Origin of the sequence: Aquibium pacificum (assembly GCF_040839445.1) — a bacterium.
Lineage (GTDB): Bacteria > Pseudomonadota > Alphaproteobacteria > Rhizobiales > Rhizobiaceae > Aquibium > Aquibium pacificus.
In genome coordinates this window covers 129,991-151,908 of sequence record NZ_JBDPGJ010000006.1, presented here as the reverse complement: position 1 = coordinate 151,908, position 21,918 = coordinate 129,991, and the positions used below count along the sequence as shown (strand labels likewise).

General features: G+C 63.7%; 23 protein-coding genes and 2 pseudogenes. 14 read left to right on the top strand and 11 right to left on the bottom strand.

The genetic code is table 11. From position 1 onward, the window contains the following. The first annotated feature begins 86 nt into the window (after positions 1-86). The 6 genes from ABGN05_RS24155 to ABGN05_RS24130 all read left to right on the top strand — a co-directional run bounded on the left by ABGN05_RS24155 (position 87) and on the right by ABGN05_RS24130 (position 8,727). Positions 87-4,610 carry a strawberry notch-like NTP hydrolase domain-containing protein gene (locus ABGN05_RS24155; RefSeq protein ID WP_367956596.1) on the top strand — a complete coding sequence of 1,508 codons (4,524 nt, stop codon included), beginning with the start codon at positions 87-89 and terminating at the stop codon, positions 4,608-4,610. A 12-nt stretch (positions 4,611-4,622) separates the two neighbouring features. Further along, the gene (locus ABGN05_RS24150; RefSeq protein ID WP_367956595.1) at positions 4,623-5,666 is read left to right on the top strand and encodes a DUF7146 domain-containing protein; all 1,044 of its coding nucleotides are present in this window, start codon (positions 4,623-4,625) and stop codon (positions 5,664-5,666) included. Positions 5,667-5,912: 246 nt separating this feature from the next. Beyond that, positions 5,913-6,854: a DUF2493 domain-containing protein gene (locus ABGN05_RS24145; RefSeq protein ID WP_367956594.1), complete on the top strand. Its 942-nt coding sequence runs from the start codon at positions 5,913-5,915 to the stop codon at positions 6,852-6,854. 307 nt (positions 6,855-7,161) lie between these two features. Further along, a complete protein-coding gene (locus tag ABGN05_RS24140; protein WP_367956593.1) occupies positions 7,162-7,695 on the top strand; it encodes a hypothetical protein in 534 nt (177 codons plus the stop codon). A gap of 88 nt (positions 7,696-7,783) precedes the next feature. Beyond that, complete coding sequence (locus tag ABGN05_RS24135; protein WP_367956592.1) at positions 7,784-7,969, top strand: hypothetical protein; 186 nt, start codon at positions 7,784-7,786, stop codon at positions 7,967-7,969. Positions 7,970-8,403: 434 nt separating this feature from the next. Next, positions 8,404-8,727, top strand: a complete 324-nt coding sequence (locus ABGN05_RS24130) for a DUF736 domain-containing protein (protein ID WP_059187678.1) — start codon at positions 8,404-8,406, stop codon at positions 8,725-8,727. Between the two features lie 72 nt (positions 8,728-8,799). Here ABGN05_RS24130 and ABGN05_RS24125 read toward each other — a convergent pair whose 3' ends face one another. Both ABGN05_RS24125 and ABGN05_RS24120 read right to left on the bottom strand, forming a co-directional pair. After that, positions 8,800-9,102, bottom strand: coding sequence for a hypothetical protein (locus ABGN05_RS24125; protein ID WP_367956591.1), 303 nt, complete (start codon positions 9,100-9,102; stop codon positions 8,800-8,802). Positions 9,103-9,199: 97 nt separating this feature from the next. Continuing rightward, a complete protein-coding gene (locus ABGN05_RS24120; protein WP_367956590.1) occupies positions 9,200-9,451 on the bottom strand; it encodes a WGR domain-containing protein in 252 nt (83 codons plus the stop codon). Positions 9,452-10,048: 597 nt separating this feature from the next. On the opposite strand from ABGN05_RS24120, the gene ABGN05_RS24115 reads away from it, so the two are divergent. Continuing rightward, complete coding sequence (locus ABGN05_RS24115) at positions 10,049-10,591, top strand: hypothetical protein (RefSeq protein ID WP_367956589.1); 543 nt, start codon at positions 10,049-10,051, stop codon at positions 10,589-10,591. Positions 10,592-10,752: 161 nt separating this feature from the next. Here ABGN05_RS24115 and ABGN05_RS24110 read toward each other — a convergent pair whose 3' ends face one another. From ABGN05_RS24110 to ABGN05_RS24100, 3 genes are all read right to left on the bottom strand, one after another. Then, entirely contained in the window at positions 10,753-11,244 is a 492-nt protein-coding gene (locus tag ABGN05_RS24110) for a helix-turn-helix domain-containing protein (protein ID WP_367956588.1), read from the bottom strand. Positions 11,245-11,411: 167 nt separating this feature from the next. Continuing rightward, positions 11,412-11,768: a hypothetical protein gene (locus tag ABGN05_RS24105; RefSeq protein ID WP_367956587.1), complete on the bottom strand. Its 357-nt coding sequence runs from the start codon at positions 11,766-11,768 to the stop codon at positions 11,412-11,414. Continuing rightward, positions 11,765-12,466: a ParA family protein gene (locus tag ABGN05_RS24100; RefSeq protein ID WP_367956586.1), complete on the bottom strand. Its 702-nt coding sequence runs from the start codon at positions 12,464-12,466 to the stop codon at positions 11,765-11,767. Before ABGN05_RS24100 ends, ABGN05_RS24105 begins: the two co-directional genes overlap by 4 nt. Before the next feature lie 272 nt (positions 12,467-12,738). On the opposite strand from ABGN05_RS24100, the gene ABGN05_RS24095 reads away from it, so the two are divergent. The 4 genes from ABGN05_RS24095 to ABGN05_RS24080 all read left to right on the top strand — a co-directional run bounded on the left by ABGN05_RS24095 (position 12,739) and on the right by ABGN05_RS24080 (position 16,152). Beyond that, on the top strand, positions 12,739-13,134 hold the full coding sequence (locus tag ABGN05_RS24095) for a plasmid mobilization protein (protein ID WP_367956585.1): 396 nt from the start codon (positions 12,739-12,741) through the stop codon (positions 13,132-13,134). Next, the gene (locus ABGN05_RS24090; RefSeq protein WP_367956584.1) at positions 13,134-15,608 is read left to right on the top strand and encodes a relaxase/mobilization nuclease domain-containing protein; all 2,475 of its coding nucleotides are present in this window, start codon (positions 13,134-13,136) and stop codon (positions 15,606-15,608) included. Before ABGN05_RS24095 ends, ABGN05_RS24090 begins: the two co-directional genes overlap by 1 nt. A gap of 10 nt (positions 15,609-15,618) precedes the next feature. Further along, on the top strand, positions 15,619-15,834 hold the full coding sequence (locus ABGN05_RS24085) for a hypothetical protein (protein ID WP_367956583.1): 216 nt from the start codon (positions 15,619-15,621) through the stop codon (positions 15,832-15,834). Between the two features lie 66 nt (positions 15,835-15,900). Next, positions 15,901-16,152: a hypothetical protein gene (locus ABGN05_RS24080; RefSeq protein ID WP_367956582.1), complete on the top strand. Its 252-nt coding sequence runs from the start codon at positions 15,901-15,903 to the stop codon at positions 16,150-16,152. A 176-nt stretch (positions 16,153-16,328) separates the two neighbouring features. On the opposite strand, the gene ABGN05_RS24075 is transcribed toward ABGN05_RS24080, so the two are convergent. Further along, entirely contained in the window at positions 16,329-16,559 is a 231-nt protein-coding gene (locus ABGN05_RS24075; RefSeq protein WP_367956744.1) for a GDCCVxC domain-containing (seleno)protein, read from the bottom strand. 66 nt (positions 16,560-16,625) lie between these two features. After that, positions 16,626-17,348, bottom strand: a pseudogene (gene merB / locus ABGN05_RS24070) (organomercurial lyase); the annotation flags it as partial. A 68-nt stretch (positions 17,349-17,416) separates the two neighbouring features. On the opposite strand from merB, the gene ABGN05_RS24065 reads away from it, so the two are divergent. Further along, positions 17,417-17,821, top strand: coding sequence for a MerR family transcriptional regulator (locus tag ABGN05_RS24065; protein ID WP_367956581.1), 405 nt, complete (start codon positions 17,417-17,419; stop codon positions 17,819-17,821). A 37-nt stretch (positions 17,822-17,858) separates the two neighbouring features. On the opposite strand, the pseudogene ABGN05_RS24060 reads toward ABGN05_RS24065, so the two are convergent. Together ABGN05_RS24060 and ABGN05_RS24055 are read right to left on the bottom strand one after the other, a co-directional pair. Continuing rightward, positions 17,859-17,988: pseudogene (locus ABGN05_RS24060) on the bottom strand (pyocin activator PrtN family protein); the annotation flags it as partial. 41 nt (positions 17,989-18,029) lie between these two features. Continuing rightward, positions 18,030-18,935: a LysR substrate-binding domain-containing protein gene (locus ABGN05_RS24055; protein WP_367956580.1), complete on the bottom strand. Its 906-nt coding sequence runs from the start codon at positions 18,933-18,935 to the stop codon at positions 18,030-18,032. A 262-nt stretch (positions 18,936-19,197) separates the two neighbouring features. Between ABGN05_RS24055 and ABGN05_RS24050 the strand changes: the two genes are divergently transcribed. Further along, positions 19,198-19,428: a MerR family DNA-binding protein gene (locus tag ABGN05_RS24050; protein WP_367956743.1), complete on the top strand. Its 231-nt coding sequence runs from the start codon at positions 19,198-19,200 to the stop codon at positions 19,426-19,428. 56 nt (positions 19,429-19,484) lie between these two features. Continuing rightward, complete coding sequence (locus ABGN05_RS24045; protein WP_367956579.1) at positions 19,485-19,886, top strand: hypothetical protein; 402 nt, start codon at positions 19,485-19,487, stop codon at positions 19,884-19,886. A 521-nt stretch (positions 19,887-20,407) separates the two neighbouring features. On the opposite strand, the gene nadE is transcribed toward ABGN05_RS24045, so the two are convergent. Beyond that, on the bottom strand, positions 20,408-21,226 hold the full coding sequence (gene nadE, locus ABGN05_RS24040) for an NAD(+) synthase (RefSeq protein WP_367956578.1): 819 nt from the start codon (positions 21,224-21,226) through the stop codon (positions 20,408-20,410). 270 nt (positions 21,227-21,496) lie between these two features. Beyond that, entirely contained in the window at positions 21,497-21,883 is a 387-nt protein-coding gene (locus tag ABGN05_RS24035) for a MerR family transcriptional regulator (RefSeq protein WP_367956577.1), read from the bottom strand. Positions 21,884-21,918 lie beyond the last annotated feature (35 nt).

Genomic DNA, 21,918 nt, shown 5'->3' with positions numbered 1-21,918 from the left:
GGTGGGGCCGGGAGGAGTGCGGCCTTGCCGGGGCGGAGAGTGCGCGTCGGCGGGGCGGACACTCTCTTCCGCGAAAGGACATCTCCATGAACATCGTCACGACCACATCGGCCGTCGCCCGGACGGCCGCTCCCCCTGTCGACACCATCGACACCGCCCAAGCGATCCTGCAGGCGGCCACCCAGCTTCTACTCTTCCTCGAACAGGGCAAACCCATCACCACCGGCGCACTGCGCGTTGCCATGACGGACAGCTTCGGCGGCACCGACGCTCAGGGCTTCTGGGTCTGGAAGGACGCCTATGAGGCGCTAGAAGCCGCCCAGGTCATGTTCATCCGCCGCCTTGGACCGGCGATCCTGTCCCGGTCGACCTCGCCGCAGGCGACGCTGGCGATGATCAAACGCATCGCATGGCTCGTTCCGACGCACACGCGCCGCTCGGGCGAGAGCCAGGCCATGCAGCAGCTGTCGACGCCGTTGCCGCTCTCCTTCGTCACGGCCCACGCGGCGGCGATCGCCGCGTCGGACCTCGTCCTCGAGCCCTCGGCCGGCACCGGTCTTCTCGCCGTCCATGGCGAGATCGCCCGCGCCTCGCTCGTGCTCAACGAGCTCGCCGCCACGCGCGCCGATCTGCTCGGCCTGCTGTTTCCGCGCATTCCCGTCTCCCGGCACGACGCAGCCCATATCGACGACCACCTCGATACCGGCATCGAGCCGTCCGTCGTGCTGATGAACCCGCCCTTCACCGTGGGAGCCTTTGTCGACGGCCATGTCGCCGATGCCGCATGGCGACACCTTTCCTCCGCATTAGCACGCCTGCGCTCGGGCGGCCGTCTTGTCGCCATCACCGGCAGTGGCCTGTCTCCCGAGAACCCGAAATGGCGGCCCGCCTTCGAGCGGCTGCAGCAGCAGGGCAGGGTCGTTTTCACCGCGGCGATCGACGGCCGTGTCTATACCCGCCATGGCACGACGGCGGAAACCCGCCTGACCATCATCGACAAGATCCCTGCGTCCGATCCGTCCAAATTCGCGGCCTCGCCGAGCAAGGCGAATGATGTCCAGACGCTGCTGTCGTGGATCTCCGACCTGCCGCCCCGGACACCGGGCGGATTTCCGGATTCGATCGGCGCCCTGTCGAATGACGTCCTGCGCGATGCCGCCAGGCAGATGGCGAGGCGATCTGCGGGGCGCGCCGCACCCGCCGCAGCTGCGGCGTCCGTTGCGAAGATCGCCCGGCCGGTCCGTCCGCTCGCCCGGGCGAAGCCCACTGGTCCGGCCATGCCAGCCGTCACGCCTGCCGTTCCCCTTGCCTATGAGCTGCGCGACTGGATGCCGGAGGAGGGCGGCAGGCTCACCGACACGATCTACGAGCCCTATGTGCTGCAGTCGATCCATATCCCCCGCGCCAAGCCGCATCCGACGCCGCTGGTCCAATCGGCCGCTATGGCCGCGGTCGCGCCGCCGAAGCCGTCTTACCGACCGCTCCTGCCCGACGTGATTGTCGATGAAGACCTGCTGTCGGACGCCCAGCTCGAAAGCGTGATCTATGCCGGCGAGGCGCATTCCGGCCATCTCGCCGGCAGCTGGACAGTCGACGAGACCTGCGACGTCGTCTCGGCCGCGCCAGAGGGTGCCGAGAGCGCTGTCCGTTTCCGCCGTGGATGGTTTTTGGGCGACGGTACCGGCTGCGGCAAGGGCAGGCAGGTCGCCGGCATCATCCTCGACAACTGGCTGCAGGGCCGACGCCGTGCGATCTGGATCTCGAAATCCGACAAGCTGCTCGAGGACGCCCAGCGCGACTGGGCAGCACTTGGCCAGGAGAGGCTTCTTGTCCAGCCACTCTCGCGCTATCGGCAGGGCACGCCGATCCGCCTTGCCGAAGGCATCCTGTTCACGACCTATGCGACGCTGCGCTCCCAGGAACGCGACGGCAAGAAGTCCCGCATCGCCCAGATCATCGACTGGGTAAGCCAAGAGGCGGGAAGGATCGCAGGTCCGACAGGGATTGGCGAAAACCAGGCGGGCAGGGCGGAGGGCTCGCCGGGGACAAAAAAGTCATTTGATGGCGTCATCGTCTTCGATGAGGCCCATGCCATGGCCAACGCAGCCGGCGGCAAAGGCGAGCGCGGCGACGTAGCGCCGTCGCAACAGGGCAAGGCCGGACTGCGACTGCAGCATGCGCTTCCCGACGCCCGTATCGTCTATGTTTCGGCGACCGGCGCGACCGCGGTGGAGAACCTGGCATATGCCCAGCGCCTCGGCATCTGGGGCAGCGAGGATTTTCCATTCGCCAATCGCGCCGAGTTCGTCGCGGCGATCGAGGATGGCGGCGTTGCCGCGATGGAAGTGCTCGCCCGCGATCTCAAATCGCTCGGGCTCTACACGTCGCGTTCGCTCTCCTATGACGGCGTCGAATACGACCTGCTCGAGCACGAGCTGACCGAGGAACAGATCCGCATCTACAATGCCTATGCGGACGCCTTCCAGGTCATCCACAACAATTTGACCGCCGCGCTCGAGGCGGCCAACATTACCAGCGAAACCGGCACGCTGAACCGCAACGCCAAATCGGCGGCGCGCTCGGCATTTGAGAGCACCAAGCAGCGCTTTTTCTCGCATCTGATCACGTCGATGATGACGCCGACGCTGATCGGCGCGATCGAGCAGGACCGTGCTGACGGTCATTCGGCCGTCGTGCAGATCGTCTCGACCGGCGAGGCGCTGATGGAACGTCGGCTCGCCGAGATCCCGACTGAGGAATGGTCCGATCTCCACGTTGATGTGACGCCGCGTGAGTACGTCGGCGGGTATTTGATGCACTCCTTCCCGACCCAGCTGTTCGAGGAATATTCGGACGCGGAAGGGAACGTCTATTCGCGTCCCGTGCATGACGTTGACGGCAATCCCGTGCAATGCCGCGAAGCCGTGCGCCGGCGCGACGAGATGATCGAAAAGCTAGCCTCTCTGCCGCCGGTCGGCAGCGCGCTCGACCAAATCCTCCATCATTTCGGCACCGACATCGTCGCCGAGGTCACAGGGCGTTCGCGACGCATCGTGAGGAAGATCGGCCGCGACGGCGACCGGCTCGCCGTCGAGAACCGTCCGGGTTCGGCCAATCTCGCCGAGACGCAAGCCTTCATGGATGACGACAAGGGCGTGCTGATATTTTCCGACGCCGGCGGCACCGGCCGGTCTTATCACGCCGATCTCGGGACCAGGAACCAGCGGCTGCGTAAGCACTACCTGCTGGAAGCCGGCTGGCGCGCCGACAACGCCATCCAGGGTCTCGGCCGAACCCACCGCACCAACCAGGCGCAGCCACCACTGTTCCGGCCGATGGCCGCCAACGTGAAGGCCGGCAAACGCTTCCTGTCGACGATCGCCAGACGGCTCGACACGCTCGGCGCGATCACGCGCGGCCAGCGCCAGACCGGCGGGGCAGGGCTGTTTCGGTCCGAGGACAATCTCGAAAGTCCCTATGCCCGTGCGGCGCTCCGCCAATTCTACTATCTTCTGCATCAAGGCAAGATTGACGGCTGCTCGCTCACGAGTTTCGAGGCGGTCACCGGCCTGTCGCTGACCACCGACGAAGGCGGCTTGCGCGACGAGTTGCCGCCGATCACGACCTGGTTGAACCGGCTGCTCGCGCTGCGCATCGAGACCCAGAACCTGCTGTTCGAAGTGTTCGAGCAACTGATGACGGCAAAGATCGAAGGCGCTATTGCCGCCGGCACCTACGACAAGGGTCTGGAGACGATCACGGCGGAGAGCATCGTCGTCACCGATCGCCGGACCGTCTACACGCATCCGGTCTCGGGCGCGCAATCGCATGTGCTGACCGTTGCCCGCAAGGATCGCGTCAGGCCGCTCGGGCTGGTCGACGCGCTCGGGATCGCCCGTGCGGAACCGCAGTCGGTCCTGCTCGTGAACACGCGATCAGGTCGGGCAGCACTTCAGCTTCCGACAGCGAGCCTCATGCTCGACGACGGCACGGTCGAGCACCGTGTTCGACTTCTGCGGCCGACCGACGAGCTGCGCTTCGGTCTCGACGCCCTTGCCGAAACCCACTGGCAGCCGGCCGATCGGAAACTGTTCTGCGAATTGTGGCAGGCGGAAGTCGCCTCCGTGCCGGAGTTCACCACCAGCACCTTTCACATCGTCACGGGTTTGCTTCTGCCGATCTGGCGGCGGCTTCCGGACCATGACTGTCAGGTCTACCGCATCCAGACCGATGCCGGCGAACGCATCATCGGGCGTCACATCGCGCCGACGGTGGTCCCGACCATGTTCCGCAATCTCGGTATCGACAATGTCCCGACGCTCGCGCCAGACGAAGCATGGGCAGGCCTGGTCGAAGGACGGATCGGCTTGCAGCTTGCCGACGGCCTGGTCCTGCGCCGCAGCCGCGTCATGAATGACTACCGCGTCGAACTGATCGGCTTCACCGATGCGATGGTGCCGCGGCTCAAGGCTCTCGGCCTCATCTCCGAAATCATCTCATGGAAGCTCAGGCTGTTCATTCCGACCTCTGCGCAGGGGTCGGCCATGCTGGCCTCGCTTCTCGAGCGCCATACGCTGGTCGGGGTCACCGACCGCACTGCAGCGGCTTGAACGGAGGCGATCATGACCGGCTCGGCCTCCGAGCTGGCGCGCCGTCTCGGCGACCATGCCGAAGCGGTGTGCCGCGAATATCTCTCCAACGGCCATCGCTCCGGCAACCACTGGATCGTCGGCGACGTCCGCAACACGCGAGGCCGCTCGATGCATGTGCGGCTCATGGCCAACGCCAAGGGCCCTGCGGGGAAGTGGGTCGATGAACAAAGCGGGGAACATGGCGATCTGCTCGACGTGATCGAAGCGAGCTGCGGCCTCACGGAGTTCCGCGAGGTCGCGGACGAGGCACGTCGCTTCCTCGCCATGCCGCGAACACAGTGGCCGACCACCGACGCGCAGCGTCACCCGGCCGCGGCACGCGGCTCTCCCGACGCCGCGCGTCGCCTGTTCGGCATGTCGCAGCCGATCGCCGGCACGCTTGCCGGACGCTACCTTGCCGGCCGCGGCATCATCTTGACCGCGCGCGAGCGCGCCCTGCGCTTCCATCCCGGTTGTTACTACCGGGATCTCGTGACCGGCGAGACGCAGACCCTGCCGGCGCTGATCGCTGCGGTCACCGGCGTCGACGGACGGATCACGGGGCTGCAACGCACCTGGCTGGACCCGACAGGCAACGGAAAGGCCCAACTCGTCGATCCCCGCCGCTCGCTCGGTCACCTGCTTGGCAACGCGATCTGGCTTGGCCTCGATCCCGGTGTGCCCATTCCAGTCATGGCCGCCGGCGAAGGCTTCGAGACGATGGCATCGCTCCGGACGGTGATGCCGGCGCTGCCGGTGGCCGCCGCCACTTCGGCCAATCACCTCGCCGGCCTGTCCTTCCCGCCCGGCTGCCGTCGCCTCTACATCGCGGCCGATGCGGACGCTGCCGGCCGGCATGGTATCGAGCGTCTCAGCCAGCGCGCGGGCAAGGCCGGAATCCTCGCTCTGGCGTTGCGGCCGCAGCTTGGCGACTTCAACGACGATCTGCGCCATCTCGGCGCGGCTTCGCTCGCCGCGTGGCTCAGCGATCAGCTCGCCCCGGTCGACGCCCGTCTGTTCCTGCCGTGCGGATGATCGGCTCCGGTCGGCAGGCGGGCAGGGGCGGCGTCGCCGAAAGCCTGCAGACATGGCGGCGGTCCCATCGGAGAGGCCGCGCCCGCGGCCTGCCTGAGAGGCGATCCCTGCCACCCCCCGTTCGCGGCCGCAACGGCTGCGCCGTCCTCCGCTTCGCTCCGGCCTTCGGTGCGGCCGCGCCCGGGGCGCGGCCGGGTTTCGCTGTCAGGCCGCGATGGGCGCGGCAACAACCGACGGAGACACGCCATGACCTACGGGCTTCCTTTCGAACACGGCTACGAGCCCTACCACGCCTCCTCGCCGACCGATCGCGTCATCCTCGAACTGCAGATGTACGGCCATCGTCCGCATCAGGATGAGCCCGATCCCCGGCCGCTGCCCGACGACGAGGTGATCCGGGCCGGCCTCGCCGGGATCGTCGAGACCTTCGCCGGCATGTTCGGCGACACCAGGCTCGAACCCGACCTCGACGACCTGCTCTGGTCCTTCACCAACGTCTTCCATCGCGCCGCCGAGCGCGTCGCCCGCAGCCTGGACCGTAACGAAGACGCCCAGCGCTCGAGCCAGAACGAGCAGGACGGCTCCGAGGTGAAGTCCGTCGAGCTGGAACGGCTCACGGCCGAAGGCATCACCTATATCGAGCGCCGCAACGTGCTGGAAATCATGCGCGACGAGGCCGCTGACCTCTACGAGGCGCAGACGGGATCGGCCTGGCGGCCGCGCACCGGCTCCAAGGTCAGTCACCAGGCGATGACCGCGTCAGTGATCGATAGTCGCGACTTCCTCGCCGCTCGCCGCCGGGCCGAGACCGAGGTGCTGGTACCGGCCGGCACCAAGATCGCCTTCGCCGGCGGCCTCGAGTGCAACGAGCACGACAGGATCTGGGACGCGCTAGACAAGGCCCGCGACAAACATCCCGACATGGTCCTGCTGCACGGTGGCAGCCCGCGCGGCGCGGAACGCATCGCCGCCTGCTGGGCCGAGAACCGCAAAGTCACGCAGATCGCCTTCAAGCCGGACTGGAACCGGCACGCTAAGGCCGCCCCGTTCCGTCGCAACGATCAGCTGCTCTCGGTGATGCCCTACGGCTTGATCGTCTTTCCCGGCTCCGGAATCACCGAGAACCTGGCCGACAAGGCCCGCCGCCTCGGCATCCCGGTCTGGCGCTTCACGGAGGGTGGCGCGTGAGCGCCCCTTCATTTCCCACGTCGAAGAACCGACCGTCCGCGGTCGGGTTCTTCGTGTGTTCCCACCCGTTCCGACCTGCCGAAGTCAGCGCGGCGGCCAGGCTGTAGGTGCGCCAGTTGCGCCCGGGGCTCAATTCTCCTTCGATCCGTCCTGGCGCGCCGGCCTGCGGCCGGCCGGGCTCTACTCGCGGCGTGCCGCCGCTCCCCCGAGCCGGCTCCGCCGTCTCGGCCTTCAGTGACGATCCCTCGCGCAAGAGGGAGAGAAGAGCCGGGGCGGGGCGGTTGATTTGAGAGAAAGGAAAGCGACCATGGCGATGATATTTCTTGGCGGCTCCCGTGATATCTTCGAACTGCCAATCCCCGCTGTCGAACGGATCGGCGCGATCGTCTCGGCCGAGCACGGCGTGCTGATCGGTGACGCGCCTGGAGCCGATGCGGAGATGCAGGGCCTGCTCGCCGGCTACACCTACGAGCATGTCGGCGTCTTTCATGCCGGGCCGCAACCACGAAACAATCTCGGTGACTGGGCCGCCTATTGCATCCCGCCGCCGCACGGCGCAAAAGGCTTTGCAGTTCACGTCGGGAAGGACCGAGAAATGGCCCGGCGCGCCGATTTCGGCCTGATGGTCTGGGACGGCGCATCGCCGGGCACCTGCCTCAACGTGTTGCGCCTTGCCGTGATCGGCAGCCCCTGCGTCATCTACGACACCTTGCGCGGCAGGGTAGCGACCGTCCACCACATCCCAGATTGGCGCGCCATGGTCCACCATGCCGGCCCTGGCGTCCGTCGCGACGTGGAAGCCCGCATGACTGCGGACGAGCGCCTTGCACTGAAGGGGTGATCGCCACGAGCCAACTTGACTGATCGCGACCGGGCGGCGCGGGCCGGCGAGGACGATCGTCTGCGGGCCTCCTGTCGAAGCCGACCCCATGCGAAACCGCCTCTCGCGACCCGCGGCAATCCTCAGGGACATGCTGCCCGTCCGTCACGCCAAGCGCAAGGCGGTTTCGGATCAGGCAGCGCAAACCCGGCTACCGTTCCTGATCGCGGACCACCTCGCCGGCCTCGGCACCAAGCATCACCAGCCTGCCGCGACGGCGAAACTGGGCGCGTGACGGAAGATGGGGCAGGGATCTCCGCGCGGGACAGTCGGGTTCGGACGGTGATGGAGAGGCAGATCCGCAGGCGAGGCAAACGCATACCCGCGGCCGCCGCGGCGGGCGTTGGGGATCTGCGATGGTGGCCGGAGGCATCGCCTTCGCTCACATCCGGACCATTCCCGTGGTTATGTCGCCTTTGTAGTGGACCGCCTGCTTTTGCGGTCAACCCCCGTTGGGGGTACGCTCGACAAAAATTCAGGAAAATTCGATTTCGGTTTTTGTTTGCGGGCCAGGCACTTTCCTTCCCGCAAGCGGGGCCCTTTGAAAGTGCGGCCCGCTGTCTGCGGCAAATAGAATTTTCCAGAATTTGTGCCGAGTGACCGCAGCAGGACGGCCCTCTCCAGCGGCGCCATCGGGAATGGTCCCGATGCAACCGAAGGAGAAGTACCATGGCCACCACAATCGCAAACCTCACCGCCAAGGCCGACGGCTCGATGGAAGGCGTGTTCGCCACGCTCAGGGTCAACGCCCCGATCACCCTGATCCCGAACACCAACAAGTCCCGCGAGGATGCTCCCGACTACCGCATCGTCAACAAGCGCACGGGCTTCGAGATCGGAGCCGGCTGGCACCGCATCTCCCAGCGTTCGGGCGAGGAGTACCTCTCGGTCAAGCTCGAAGCCCCCGAGATCGGCGTGATCTTCGGCAACCTCGCCCCCGCCCCGGGCGGCGACGAGAACAAGAAGGTGATCCTCTGGAACAACCCGCAGTGAACGCAGCGAGCCGGCCCCGCAAGGGGCCGGCTCTCTTTGTGTTCTACACGATCAGGAGGCTTCCATGAGCCGCTACACCATCACCGTCACCAGCGACGGCAGCTCCGATCCAGATGCCGTCATGGCTACGGTCCGCCGCTGCGCACCTTCTTCCTGCAGGCGTTCCCCGACGAGAGCGGCGACGACCTCGCTCTGTGGCTCGGCACAAGCGACCGCGAATATGAGACCATCAACGCCCTGAAGGCGGCGGCACGGGCCAAAGGCTTCGACATCATGCCGCTGCCCGACGACATTGTTGCCCGACTCGCAAGCGATCAGGCGCAGGATCTCGGCCGGCCGGCCCATGTCGGCCCGCTCGCCGCGTTGCTGCGGCATCTGCAGTCCGACTAGCCGTTCGCCCAGAAAAAAGGCCCGCGCCGGATGGAAATCCGGCGCGGGCCTTTTTCATGCTTGTCTGGACGCCTGACGAACTTCAGTCGATCCCGGGCGCATCGTGATAACCGCGTCGTCTCTTCGCCTGTTCCAGCACAAGATGGGCAGCGGCGGCGTCGGCCTCCTGCGCGTAGAGATCGATGCGGGTTCGACCACGCCTGCCGATCCGACCCCATTCGCGCACGAGGCAGATGTCGCCGAACAGGCCCGGTGAGGCCGACAGACGATAAAACCGCGCCATATTGCGGGCAGGGTCGATGCGGTGAAGATGGACAACGTCGTGCTTTGGCATGTGGCGATTGTCGCCAAGCCATCGGTCTCGGTCCAACGCCTTTTGTGAATCGGTCGCCCGCTATCGATTCACACGGCTGATGAATCGTCAACCGGTCTTCACTGACATCATCGTAGACCATCCGGTGCGTCGCAATGCTGGGTCGGTCGCGGCCAAGGGATGGGCGAACCGCCTGCGGCGGCCGGGCTCTATTCGCGTCGCGTCGCGCCGCTCACGGAGCCCGCTGCGGCGGTCTCCGCCTTCGGCAACGATCCCTTTCGCAATGCCCAAGGAACCGGATCGACCGGTCCTTGCACAACGAGGGCTTGCCCTCGCACACCCTGCCGGCTGGTCGCCGGATATGGTCGCGTCCCTTGGCGGGACGCGGGTCTATCTCTCTGACGTCCCAGTCTACTGGCCGCTCCCATCGCCTCAAGGACTGCGCGGCCCCTCCAATTTTCAGCCGTCGCCCTGAAGGAGGGCGCCGTCAGAAAATCGGTTCCTCCGCTTGCCGCCTCCGGCGGTCGCTAAAGCGATCCTTGACCCGATGCTCGACTTGCCCGTCGCCGGCCTCCGTCATCAAGATAAGGAGACCATGACATGGCACACAACAATCTCATGCTTGTCGCGCAGCTCGCGGGCTTGCGCATCCTCGTTCTCGCCAATCGTCTCGGCTGCGACACGGATCTGGCCCGAAGCGTCCACGATACGCTTGCTGCGAAGCTCGCCGAAATGATCGATGCGCAGCGCAAGATCCTCGCCGCCGACCGGGTGCTCGCCGCAGCGCGCGGCACCGCAGAGGAAGAGGATGCGTTCTACGACCAACACCACTACCAGACCGCCTGGTACGAGACATGGCTGGTCGAGTCGGTCGCGCTTCTCGACGATTACCTGGTTGACGATCTCAGCCGTGAATACTTCGACTTCCGCACCGGACATTGGCATCACCGTGACGGTGATGTGCCGATCGCGGTGCCGGTTCCGGCCGAAAAACTCTGCGGTCTCGCCAAGATCATTGCCGAGATCGAGAATATCAGCGGTGCGCGGTTCAGCGTCGACAATGTCTTCTACAGCGAGGCCGAAGCCGAGGCCGCGTGGTGGGAAAGCACCGGCGAGGGGCCGGACGAGTTCTTCGCAATGAAAGGAGCTGGTCGCGACTGACGGCCTGAGATCGAGGCGGTGCGAGCCGCCTCGATCTTTTCATGTCTCGCAATCGTCACGCCCCACGGTACATGAGGTTTCGCTCTTGATGCCCGAAAGCGCCGGATCGACCGACCCATGACGCAAAGCAAGCGGCATGCCCCTCGCTCCCAGCCGGCCCGTCACCTCTTCGCCGATTTCGACGGCGCGTCATTCGAATCGTCAGGCGACAATTCCTCGACAAGCATGAGCAGGTTCTGCGCCGTAGCGGCCGGCAGGTCGAGGATGCGCTTCACGAGCTTGTTCTTGACCGCCGCCTCCTCCTGGCTGTCGCCAAAAAACTGCGGAGCGGCCGCATAGATCGCCTCGACTGGCGAGAAGTCAAGGAGTTCGGCGAGATGCAGCAGCCGCGTCACCCTGAGCTTGGCGCCCGCGCGCTCATGCCGCGCATAGATCTCCTGATGAATGCCGATCATCATACCGACCTGTTCGCGGTTGAGGTTTTGCGCGTCGCGATGCTCGCGCAGAAAACGGCTCAGCTCCTCCTCCATCTCCAGAAGGCTGCGAACACCGTTGAAGCCCGGCTTGCGCCAGATCGGCTTGTCGACCTCGGAGTCGGTCGTTTCGACAAGCCCGTGCCTGTCGATGTAAGTCTGTACGTCCTTGATGGCCATCTGCCTGGCTCGTCTCGAATCCGCTGCCCCATCCCGTCAAAAAAGACGGGAAACACCCCAAATTGACTCAAAGCTGCCCAAAAACAGAGCCAAAACTGTTGTGTTCTTAGCAGGGAAGCGGACTCGATTTCAACTCGCCCATCGATCCAGCCGCGCTCGCTGTCGCTTCAATAACCGTTCACGTCGAGATACTGCCGGATGGCCTTTTCCATGATCGCCTGCATTGAGGTGTCCGTATTAAAGGAGGCCAGCTTCAGCCGCCGCTTGGTGTCACGATCCAGGTTGACGTTGACGAAATGGCTCGCCCCTTTCATTCGTGCCCGCTTTATCTGGCGCAACGCCTTGCTCGCCCCCGTCCGTACCGTCCCCTCTTCCAAGCTTTCGTTGCTCGTCGAATCCGGTGTCGCGGCAGGTTCGCGCGGCTGTTCCGCGCCCTCTCTTGAGGGACCTTCTGATGTCGCCACTCGCTGCCTGCGCGGCGCGGTGGCGAATTCATCGAGCGACAAGGTTTCCTTGCCGCTCATGCCGCGCGCCCCGCCGCCACGTCGCCCGTGAGCAATGCGTCGACTTCCTGCACCAGCGCCTGCGTCTCCCGCCGCGCCTTGGCGATCGCCTCCGTCACCTCCTGCATCTGCAGCGTGCCGATACCGTTGTGGATGTCCTTGTAGACGTTGCGCTCGAACACCTCGGTGCGAAACAGATAGGTCCCTACCTTGTCCTCGATGATCGGCCTGATCTTCCGGTAGAGTTCCGTGTGCCGGACGGTCACGGTGATGCGCGTACGCAGCACACCGTGCCGGCATTCCCACCCGAGTGCGTCGTTGACGCGCACCACGTTTTCAAAACTGTCGATGGCGCCCAGCACCTCGCGCTTCGACGGCTGGATCGGCGAGATGACGAGATCGGCCGCGGCGATCACAGGGTCAACGATGGACGTGTCTTCGCCTGGCGTATCGATCAGCACGTGATCGAACATACCGGCGTTTTCTTCCATCCAGCGTTCAAGCCCTCGTGCTGTCTTGTGGCTATAGACCTCGATGCTCTCAGGCTGAGCGTCCTTCTCCTGGCAGTCCGTCCACCACTTCATCAGATTGTTGCGGGCATCCATGTCGATCATGGCGACGCGGCCGCTTCGGAGCGCATATTCGCCGGCGATGTTCATCAGCGCGGTGGTCTTGCCCGCACCTCCCTTGCCGTTGATGGCGGCGATCACGACGGTCATCGGCTGACTCCCTAGAAAAATGTGTTTCTACTCACACACGAATCCATTTCCGTGTGGACGTGGATTCACATCGATATAGAAGCACACCAACATGGAAAAACACAATTATATAGATATGGGAAAATGCGCTCACGTTGGATTAGTCGCTAAAATCACTATCTTATAGGTTGGCAGGATACGGAAAAATGTGATACATTTTTCCTGACGATCGAGGGACGGGCCCTCGATCCGCGGCCTGTGGCCGCAACCATGATCCAGGCCGAGAAATCCCCATGGCTCGTAGCCGTTCAGAAGGGTCGAGACGGAGAGACAGGCTGGCGCATATCCGCTTCTCGCCGGCCGAGTTCGACGCGCTGGAGGCAGCCGCGAGCGCAGCCGGCATGACCGTTTCCGCCTTCGTCCGGTCACTTGCCATGGAAGGCGCCGGCGTGCGTCCGTTCTTGGGACAGGGTGATCATGCCGTGCTTAGCCTGCTTGCCGACGGCATGCGGGCAATCAGCGGCAACCTCAACCAGATCGCGCGCGCCATGAACACCGGCAGGGTGCCGGCTGAGGAGGATATCACGGGGAGCATCAGGGACGCGCATGTCGTCGCAACCACGGTAGCTTCCGAGCTCGCAGAGATGACCAGGCGGGTGGCAGCACTTCGACGCGGGGAGGGCGCCTGATGGAGTTCTTTCCCGGCGCCTTCGAGCGGGAATGGGAGCGCCGGCGCGCCACGCTGCTCCACGAAATGCAGATGGGCCAGACCGGTCAGACCGACTGGGACGAGCCGCGAAGGGGAGGGATGGCGCGGCTGGCGGAGGAGGGGGTTGGCGGCCTTGGCCGGGCGCGGCGGCTTGGCGGGAGCCGACCGGGATGGTCGCGTGGCAGCGCAGATTCGGCCGGCCGATCGATGCGAACGCGCTTCTCGGCGCTGGCGCGCGGCAGCCAGCCGGCGGTGGTCAAGCTCGCCTCCTATGGCGGCGGCGCGCGCGCGGCCGCCATGATGAGCTACACCTCGCGGGCAGGAGAGCTCGCCGTCGAGAACGAGCGCGGCGAGCGCGTGATCGGCAGGGATGCGCTCTCCGAACAGCGGGCCGAGTGGGGACATCTTTTCGACAATCGCGCCGCCAGCCGGGATCTCGGCGTCTTCCATGTCTCGATAGAGGAGGCTTCGCTCTCTTCCGGCGTCGATCAGGACGATCAGCTGCGCGAGATCCTGCGATCGGGTTTTGGCGATCGTCGGTTCGTCTATGCGGCGCGCGAGCGATCGAACGGAGAGCTCCATGTGAGTGGCGTCGTCGTCCTGCGCGACGGGGCCGGAGAGCGGCTGACTGGGGATCGGAAAGCCGCGGACATCGTTCAGCAGCGCTACGACGACACAGAGGCCGGCCGGGATGTCGAGGCACGGTTCCGCTTTCATGGCTACGGCAACGGCGTGGAATGGGGCACCGCACGGGTTCGGGAACTGGTCGCGTCATCTGACGGGGAGGTCCGCGACGACACCGGCCGGCTGATCGGTGATGCGACGCAGGCCGGCGATCTCGTGCAGAAGGAATGGCGCAAGGAACTGCACAGCCGCAAGGGCAGGGACGTCATGCACCTGATCGTCTCGGCGCGCGCCGGCACGAACGCGACCGCGTTTGAGGGAGCGGTCCGCGAATTCCTGGGCGAGCAGTTCGGGGGGCACCGCTATGTGTTCGCTGTCCACGATCCGGCGCTCGACCCCAAGGAAATGGCGGAGGGCGGGAAGCGTCCGCATATCCATGCGCATGCCATCGTGACCATGCGATCCGAGACGGGCGAGCGCATCGTCACCAGTCCGCAAGTGTTTCGGGAATGGCGTTCCGTGATGGCCGAAAAGGCACGCGAGCAGGGCATCGACATGGAGCTGACCGATCGGCGGGAGTTTGCCAGCGCGCCGGCGTACACGCGCAACCAGGTACGGCCCGTCAGCTATCACGGCCGCACCGAGCACGAGGGCACGAGCCAGGCCGCAGACGCTCGATATCAGGCGAAGCGCTCGAATGAGATGAACCTTGGAGCCTCGGACCTCAGCAGGCAGTACGCGGCAACGGCCGCCCAAGTCTGGGCGGACGTCAAAAACGAAGAGCAAGGTACCATGGAAGGCAATTTTGCAGCGCTTCAGAAAGCCCGTCTCGAAGGTGCTGCCGACATCAACCAAACTGACCTTGTTTTTTATGGATCGAAGCAAGAGACTGTCAAAAAGACAGCCAATCTGATAGAGTTGCATCAACTCGTGAACGGTGAGGATGGACAGATGCGCGAGATGACGCGTCCGGAATTCGAAGCCTACGAAAAACGCGTGGAGGCGGTTCTTTCCTCTGTCGAGCAGACTCTGGACGCAGCAGAGCGGGACGAGTTCGACGAGGTTGCCGCCACGGCTCGGGAAGTGGTGGATATCCGCCGCGAGTATCTCGCGTTGACAGAACAACAGTCCGAGCTGGCTCGGGAGGACTCGCAAAGGGGAGCCCGAGATGAGCAGCGCGACGATACCAACGCCCAATGGGACGCCGCGGTCGCGCGATATGGCCGGGAGGCGGTCGAGACCGCGAACGAGGTTCTTGTCGAGGTCGAGCACTATCGTGAGGGATTGTCCCGGATCGAGGCTGGCGAACTGCCCCGGTCCTACGGCGCCAGCTATCAGGACGGCCTGGCACGGGAAGTACAGCGAGCGGCCGAGATGGCTGTCGACGGAGACAACCAGTATGTGCGCGAGATTGCGAAATCTGACCCGGAGCTGCAGCATGCGATCGAGTTGATCGAACGCGCACAGAACGATGTGCGCCGCGATGCGGACCGTGACCAGCGTGGCGCCAATCAGGCTGCCGGAGAGAGCGAGACCAAGGCTCCTGCTGGAGGCGCGCCAGGTATGGCCGAGGCCGAACAGACACCCGAAGCGAACCGTGAAAGCCAGCCGAAGCCCGAACAGGACCTGCACGGCAATGACCGACAGAATTCGACGGCGCCAGGTCAAGAAAATCCACGCGACACCGATAGACGACCTGACGATGCCTCGAGGACTCCTGTCGAAGTAGGCCGGTCCGATCCACCGCAGCAGCACGTGCCGCGACTGCATCAGATCGAGCTGGAGATTGAAGAGCGTCACGAGCGTGATCGCGACGACCGTGAACGGTAGGACCCGATCAATGAAAGATGAACGGCCTCACACGCAGCTTCCTCCTCCGGACGGCTCCGAAGATCGACCGGATGGATTCATATCGCTCGCGATCCTGGCGTTCGCCGTAGTTGGCCCGTTGATTTACTTCGGCCCTCAGCTCGGTGCGATCGAAGCTTGGCTCATTGACGGCTATCGCATGATTGACAGCTGGGCGGCTCCGATCAGAGAGTTGGTGTTCGGGTAGCGAACGGTCCTAATAAGACCACGCAGTAAATCCACTCTCGAAAATACGTGTCCTGAAGCCATGAGATTGAGCCGCCTTCAGTTGCATGATCTTGTCTGGTCCAAGCCGATGACGGAGATCGCCCGACAGTTCGGCCTGCGCGATCAACACATCGCGAAGGCGTGCGATGGGGTGGACATTGCGCGTCCTCGAGCAGGCCATTGGCAAAAGATCGAGCACGGAAAATCTGTGTCGCGCTCGGCGCTCAATAATGATCGCTTCGGGGCAGGCGATATCGTAGCCATTGATGCATCAGGCTGGTCGATTTCCCGGGCATAGCTGAGCCGTTTGCGAGATTCTTTCCGTCGTCGCTTGCGCCGGTGGCCCAGATCCGGATTGCGGGATCTTCAAGGACCTTGCTACACCGCCATCGCCGACCAAGACCGGCGGGCCATGCTGTTAGCGGGCAGCGGTGATCCAGTTGTGAGCGACCACAACTCACAAGCGGGTTCGCCCTATGAACCGGCGCAACAGTTCGCTGATGAGCCGCCGCGCCGCGCCGCCTGGATCGGCGGGCATGGGACCGAACCATAGGAGCAATACACGCAGCAATCACCCGCTTTCGGGCGCAGCAATGCTCCACAGCCTTTGCAATCATAGAAAAACTGGCACGCGTCGGTCGGCATGGTTTCGGTTTCCCGCTGCCCGCATTGTGGACACGTGATGGTGCTTTGCCGGCTTGTCATGTCGCCTGTTGCTTTCTCCAACTCGTAACCGTCAGCCGCGTCCGCCAGAACAGGACCGAAGATCGCTCTACCGACCTGAAGCGCTTCTTCCACCGACAGACGCCGTCCGCCACGTGCGACTGGACCGCGCAGCCAATCGTTCAAATGCTCGTCTGAACAGAAGAAGGCGATTCTTGTACAGCAGGAGCTGGCCGCGCTGCTTTCATATGAGGTGTCGTACCAGACAATCGTCTCCGGCGGAGAAACGCTGCCCAAGCTTCTTCCCACATTCGCCGTGGCGACGCGGATCGCCGCGCCGCAAGCACGGCAGCGAGAGTCGATGACTGCATCCTGCTGGTACATCGCGCCAGCGCCGAGCGCGTCAACGGCACAAAGCGCGTTGATGCTGTGAGCACCGAGTTTGACGGTGTGTCCCGTCGTCCGCTCGGTGAACGGATAAGCGTCGACGATGTTCTCGTCGCTGTCCGAGAGCCCTACCAGATCGTGATTCTGCAGAATCTTTAGACTGCGCTTGACTCCCTCTTGTTCGAGCCCGGCGTCGGCCGCGATTTCGTCGGTGCGGGGCGCACGGCCGAGACCAGCGAAAAGCACCAGGGCGCGACGCCAGATGAGGTCTTCCGCAGGCTTCAGCGCCACCTGCCAACAATCGATCAGGCTCGAGCGCGCCGACGAGCGCGCGCGCAGCGCGTCATCGGCTGCCGCCAGGGTGACCACCGACCAGTCCGGCCTCAGGACGCACGGCCTGAGTTCGACTTCAGGGTTTGTCTCAGCACTGAGAGCGATGCTCATTGGAAAGCTCCTTGACCAGATGCGTAGTCTTCTACAATCTGTAGTCGCTACAGGTGCAAGGAGTTTTTTTGGCCGCCTCTCACGAATTTGGCATCGGTGAATTGTCACAGCACACGGGCGTCAATATCGAGACGGTGCGCTACTATGAGAAGATCGGCCTTTTGCCGCGGCCACCGCGCACCGAGGGTAGGCACCGGATCTATGCCGATGCTCAGTTAAAGCGTCTTATTTTCATCCGGCGTAGTCGGGAACTGGGCTTTACCCTTGACGAAATTCGCAACCTCCTGGGCATGGTCGAAGGCGGATGCGCCTGCGGCGAGGTTCAGAAAGCCGCGCTGGCGCACCTGAAGACCATCCGACGCAAGATTGCCGACCTGCGGCGCATGGAGCGGACGCTCGCCGACACAGCAGCGCGCTGCGAAGGCGGAACTGCGCCCGAGTGCCCGATTATCGATGTTCTCAGCCGAGGATGAGCGATCTTACCTTGCAAGCGGCTATCGAGGTTTCACGATGAACACCCTTCGCGCATTTCTGACTCTCCTCGATCCGCACGAGCGGGAGGGCAATCTCCCCCCTTGAGATTTTTCGTACCAACTTGGGGCGTCAGGTGGAAGAAGTAGTCTCGGCAAACGTCATCGATTGCGACGGCCGGATACCACGGATCGGTCGAAAAACATGCGTTCACCGCCTGAGACTCGGGAGCCGGAACAGGTTCCGTGCCTCATATAAATCGCTCACAAATTCGTTGACGAGCCGAGAAGCCGACACCCCGGGCGGGCGCAGCAGTAAGGCCCGGAAGTTGAGCTGCGGCTCGAACGGCAAGATCGCTACACGATCCGCCGTACCGGGTTCGAGGGCAAACGGATTGGCGATACCCAATCCAGTTCCTTCGGCGACAAGGGCAATCACCGTCGCCGAGAACGGAGTGTCCGCGACGATGCGCGGCTCGATGCCATCTGCCGCGAGCATCCGGTCGAGCGATCTGCGCACCGTGTCTTCCGGCGACAGCGCAACAAACCGCTCGTTGTGCAGATCGGCCAGTTGGATCGTCCGGCGCATGGCCAGCCGGTGATCCGGGGGCAGTACGCAGATTGCGCGCGGTGTAGCGAAGACGCTGACATGGACGCCCGTCCCACCAATCTCGTCGGCGGCAAGCCCGATGTCGGCCTGGCCCGTCACCACCAGATCGCGGACCTGCGAGGAGGTCCGTACCTGCAGCGAGACATGCACCATCGGATGACGTTGCAAGAACCGCCCTACGGCGCGCGGCACCAGCCCCATTCCCAGAGCCGCCAGCGATGCGACGCGGATCGTGCCTTCCCCGACCTCACGTATGCGCTGCGCGGCTTGGCGCAAATTGTCTAGGCCGATGAAATTCCGCATGACTTCCAGGTGGAAGAGCCGGCCTTCCGCGGTCGCGACCAGCCTTCCTTTCACCCGGTCGAACAGCGCAAAGCCGATTGACCGTTCGAGATTCGCCAAGGCACGGCTGACCGATGGCTGCGAGGTTCCCAAGAGCTCCGCGGCGCTGCTTGCCCCTTGGCTGACCATCACCGCGTGAAAGACTTCGACGTCCCGGAGGTTCACGTCAGGTCATATCCAAATTGAATGATCTTACTGTATTCTCGCCATAGCGCGGATAAGTCAACTGTGGTGCGGTGCGTTTGAAGTAAGGGAACCGCATGCGTCACGAAACTCTCCACGTCCACCCGCCTCTGCCCGAGGACGCCGAGTTCGACGGTCTGTCACTGCCCATTCACCGGGCGTCGACCGTCGTTTTCCCGACCGCCGACGCTTTCAATTCGCGGCACGAGCGTATCTATGATGGCTACTCCTATGGTCTTTAAGGCTGCTGCTCGATCTGTCGATCAGTCCTGATAGAGACTGCACTGAGACCCGTAACATAGCCCAAGTCCACCTCGACGAGGTGCGTACGAAGTTGAACGAGCTTCGCGCACTCGAAAGTCGATTGGAGAACTTCGTCACGCGATGCAACGTCGCCTGTGCTGGCGGACCTGGACAGGACTGCGTGATCTTCAAGGACCTCGCGGCGTCCGGCAAGGGCGGCTCATGCTGCTAGTCGTAGAAGACATAGGACGCGTTGGGAGGCTCCTCGGCCGAGGATGCTGCTGGATCATGTTGCTTGCCGCAGCACTCGTCTTGTGCACCGCATTTCCGGCAGCCGCAGCCGAGCAGTCTCCCATCGGCGCCTATCTCTGGTATCCAGACCCTGCCGGACCGCAGTCGGACCAGAACTGCCGCGATCTGGTCGCGCGCGTGAAGCCGACCAAAGAGAAAGCCGAGATGTCGCTTTGGGGTACTATCCCGCAGAACGACCCTGCAGCCGGGACCTTTTACCTGCTCCTGTCGAAGTCGAGGATGGAGCCGACCTACGCAGCCGAAGGCGACTACGATTTCGGCAGCGTCCAACTCGGCGAGACGAGGAACGGTGAAACATCCTTCAAACTCGTTCCGGACGACCATCCGGACGTGACCATCGAAGGAACGGTCGCGGCGAGCCCGAGAGCCAGATCGTGACCGTGACCTGGCGAGGAATCCCCCTTGACGACAGCACGACGGATCGGACGGTGAAATTCTGCCGCTTCGAGGACTTGGGAACGGAGACGTGATCGGCCGAACCGCAATTGGCGGCCTTCTGCCACATGCCGTCCGCCGCGCATGTATTGAGAACGGACGCATCGAGTAGATCACGCAACGAGAGTCGTAGACTCGATCAAGACGTTTCGTGGCCATGATGCCCCCCAACAGAATTGGGTATTAGTATCGTCTCCACAAGCTTCGCCGTCTAGGCCGATACTTCTGACTCTTGCAGTACGATTAGCTGTTCGAAATATTGCGCAGCCGACACTGTGAACCTGTCACGCTCTGGATGCCTTGCGCGGCCCCTATCTGCTTGAGGGCTCACGTTGGCGACAGCGCTTGCGTTGCTAACCCAGGGGGCAATGCCCGAAGAAATGGGCAAGTGCCGAGTTCCTCGAATCTCGATCGAGCGCATAGGAGTATGGCTCAAGGGGACGCCAGCAGGTCCCTAACTTCATTTACGTGTTGGCCGCTACTGGCAACGCCCGTTTATGCGCCGTCGCAGTGTAGAATTGGAGGATGCGGGCGCGTGCGGCGGCGTCGATGGATTTACCTTCGAGGAAGTCGTCGATCTGCTCGTAGGTGACACCATAGACATCCTCGTCGGCTCGCTGCGGAGCATTGTTCTCGAGGTCGGCTGTGGGCACCTTGCGGACGAGCGCGACCGGAGCGCCCAAGTGCGCCGCAATTGCCCGGACTCGTCGCTTGTTAAGACCGGCGAGAGGCAAGATGTCGGCCGCTCCATCGCCGTACTTGGTGAAAAAGCCCATGACGGCTTCGGCGGCATGATCGGTACCGATGACAAGGCCACGAATGGCACCTGCGATAGCGAACTGCGCAATCATGCGTTGCCTGGCCTTGATGTTGCCGAGCAGGAAGTCCTCTTGCGCGGCGTCGGCAAAAGGAACGGCGCCGGCTTTGAGCGTGGCGAGCATTGCGTCAGCAGCGGGCTTGATATTGACGGTGTAAGTTACGTCGGGTGCGATAGCCGCAAGGGCTTCCCGAGCGTCGCGCTCGTCCGCCTGTACGCCATAAGGCAAGCGGACGGCGGCGAAGCGGGCATTGTGGCCCCTCTCTCTGAGTTCGCGGACTGCCTGCATGGCTAGCAGGGCTGTGGTGAGGGAATCTACTCCGCCGCTGATCCCGAGCACAAAGGCGGCAAGGCCGGAAGCTTCGAGGTAATGCTTTAGGAAGTCGACACGTCGGCGTGTTTCGATCGCCGCGCTGAACTCGGCTCCTACGCCCAGCGCCGCAATAATTTCGGTCTGATCGCTCATCGTGTCCCGTGTCATCCTATCTCGAACGTGAGGTTGCATCGTATTGCCTTGCGGAGCCCGCCGAGAGGGGCCGTGCAAGACCGAAAACGCGTCGCGCGGATTGAACTAGCGGGTGTTGGGCTCCGATCGGACCTTCTGGATCGCCTGCTGACGCTCCGGCCAAGTGCTCTTGATGTAATCCAGCACGGCACGGTAGAGCTGCCAACAGCTCAATTGGCTCTGCGCGGCCGATGATGACGCCACGATCGCGACTCCCCAGGAGAAGCCAGACTAGTTGCTCAGGGCCTCGATCACGCGGCATTCGGCGACAATTCCTTTCCTGCATTCGCTCACCATGCGGAACAACTCGGCCTTGAGCTTGAGCAGTAGCCTAATGCGGCTTTCAACCTCATCGAGTTGCGCTTGTGCGATTCGGCTCGCCTCCTCGCACGAGGCCTCCGGCTGTTCCTGCAGGGCAAGCAGCGTCCGCACGTCGGTCAGGTCAAAGCCAAGGTCGCGGGCGTGGCGGATGAAGCCAAGGCGCCGGGCATCATCCTCGGCGTAGGTGCGCCTCCCATTCACCTCGCGAGAAGGCTTGGGCAGCACGCCGATCCGCTCGTAATAGCGGATGGTTTCGATATTCACGCCGGCCGCGCGAGATAGGTCTCCGATCTGCATTTAGGTCTTGCTCCTGTAGTCGCTACAGGTTGTAG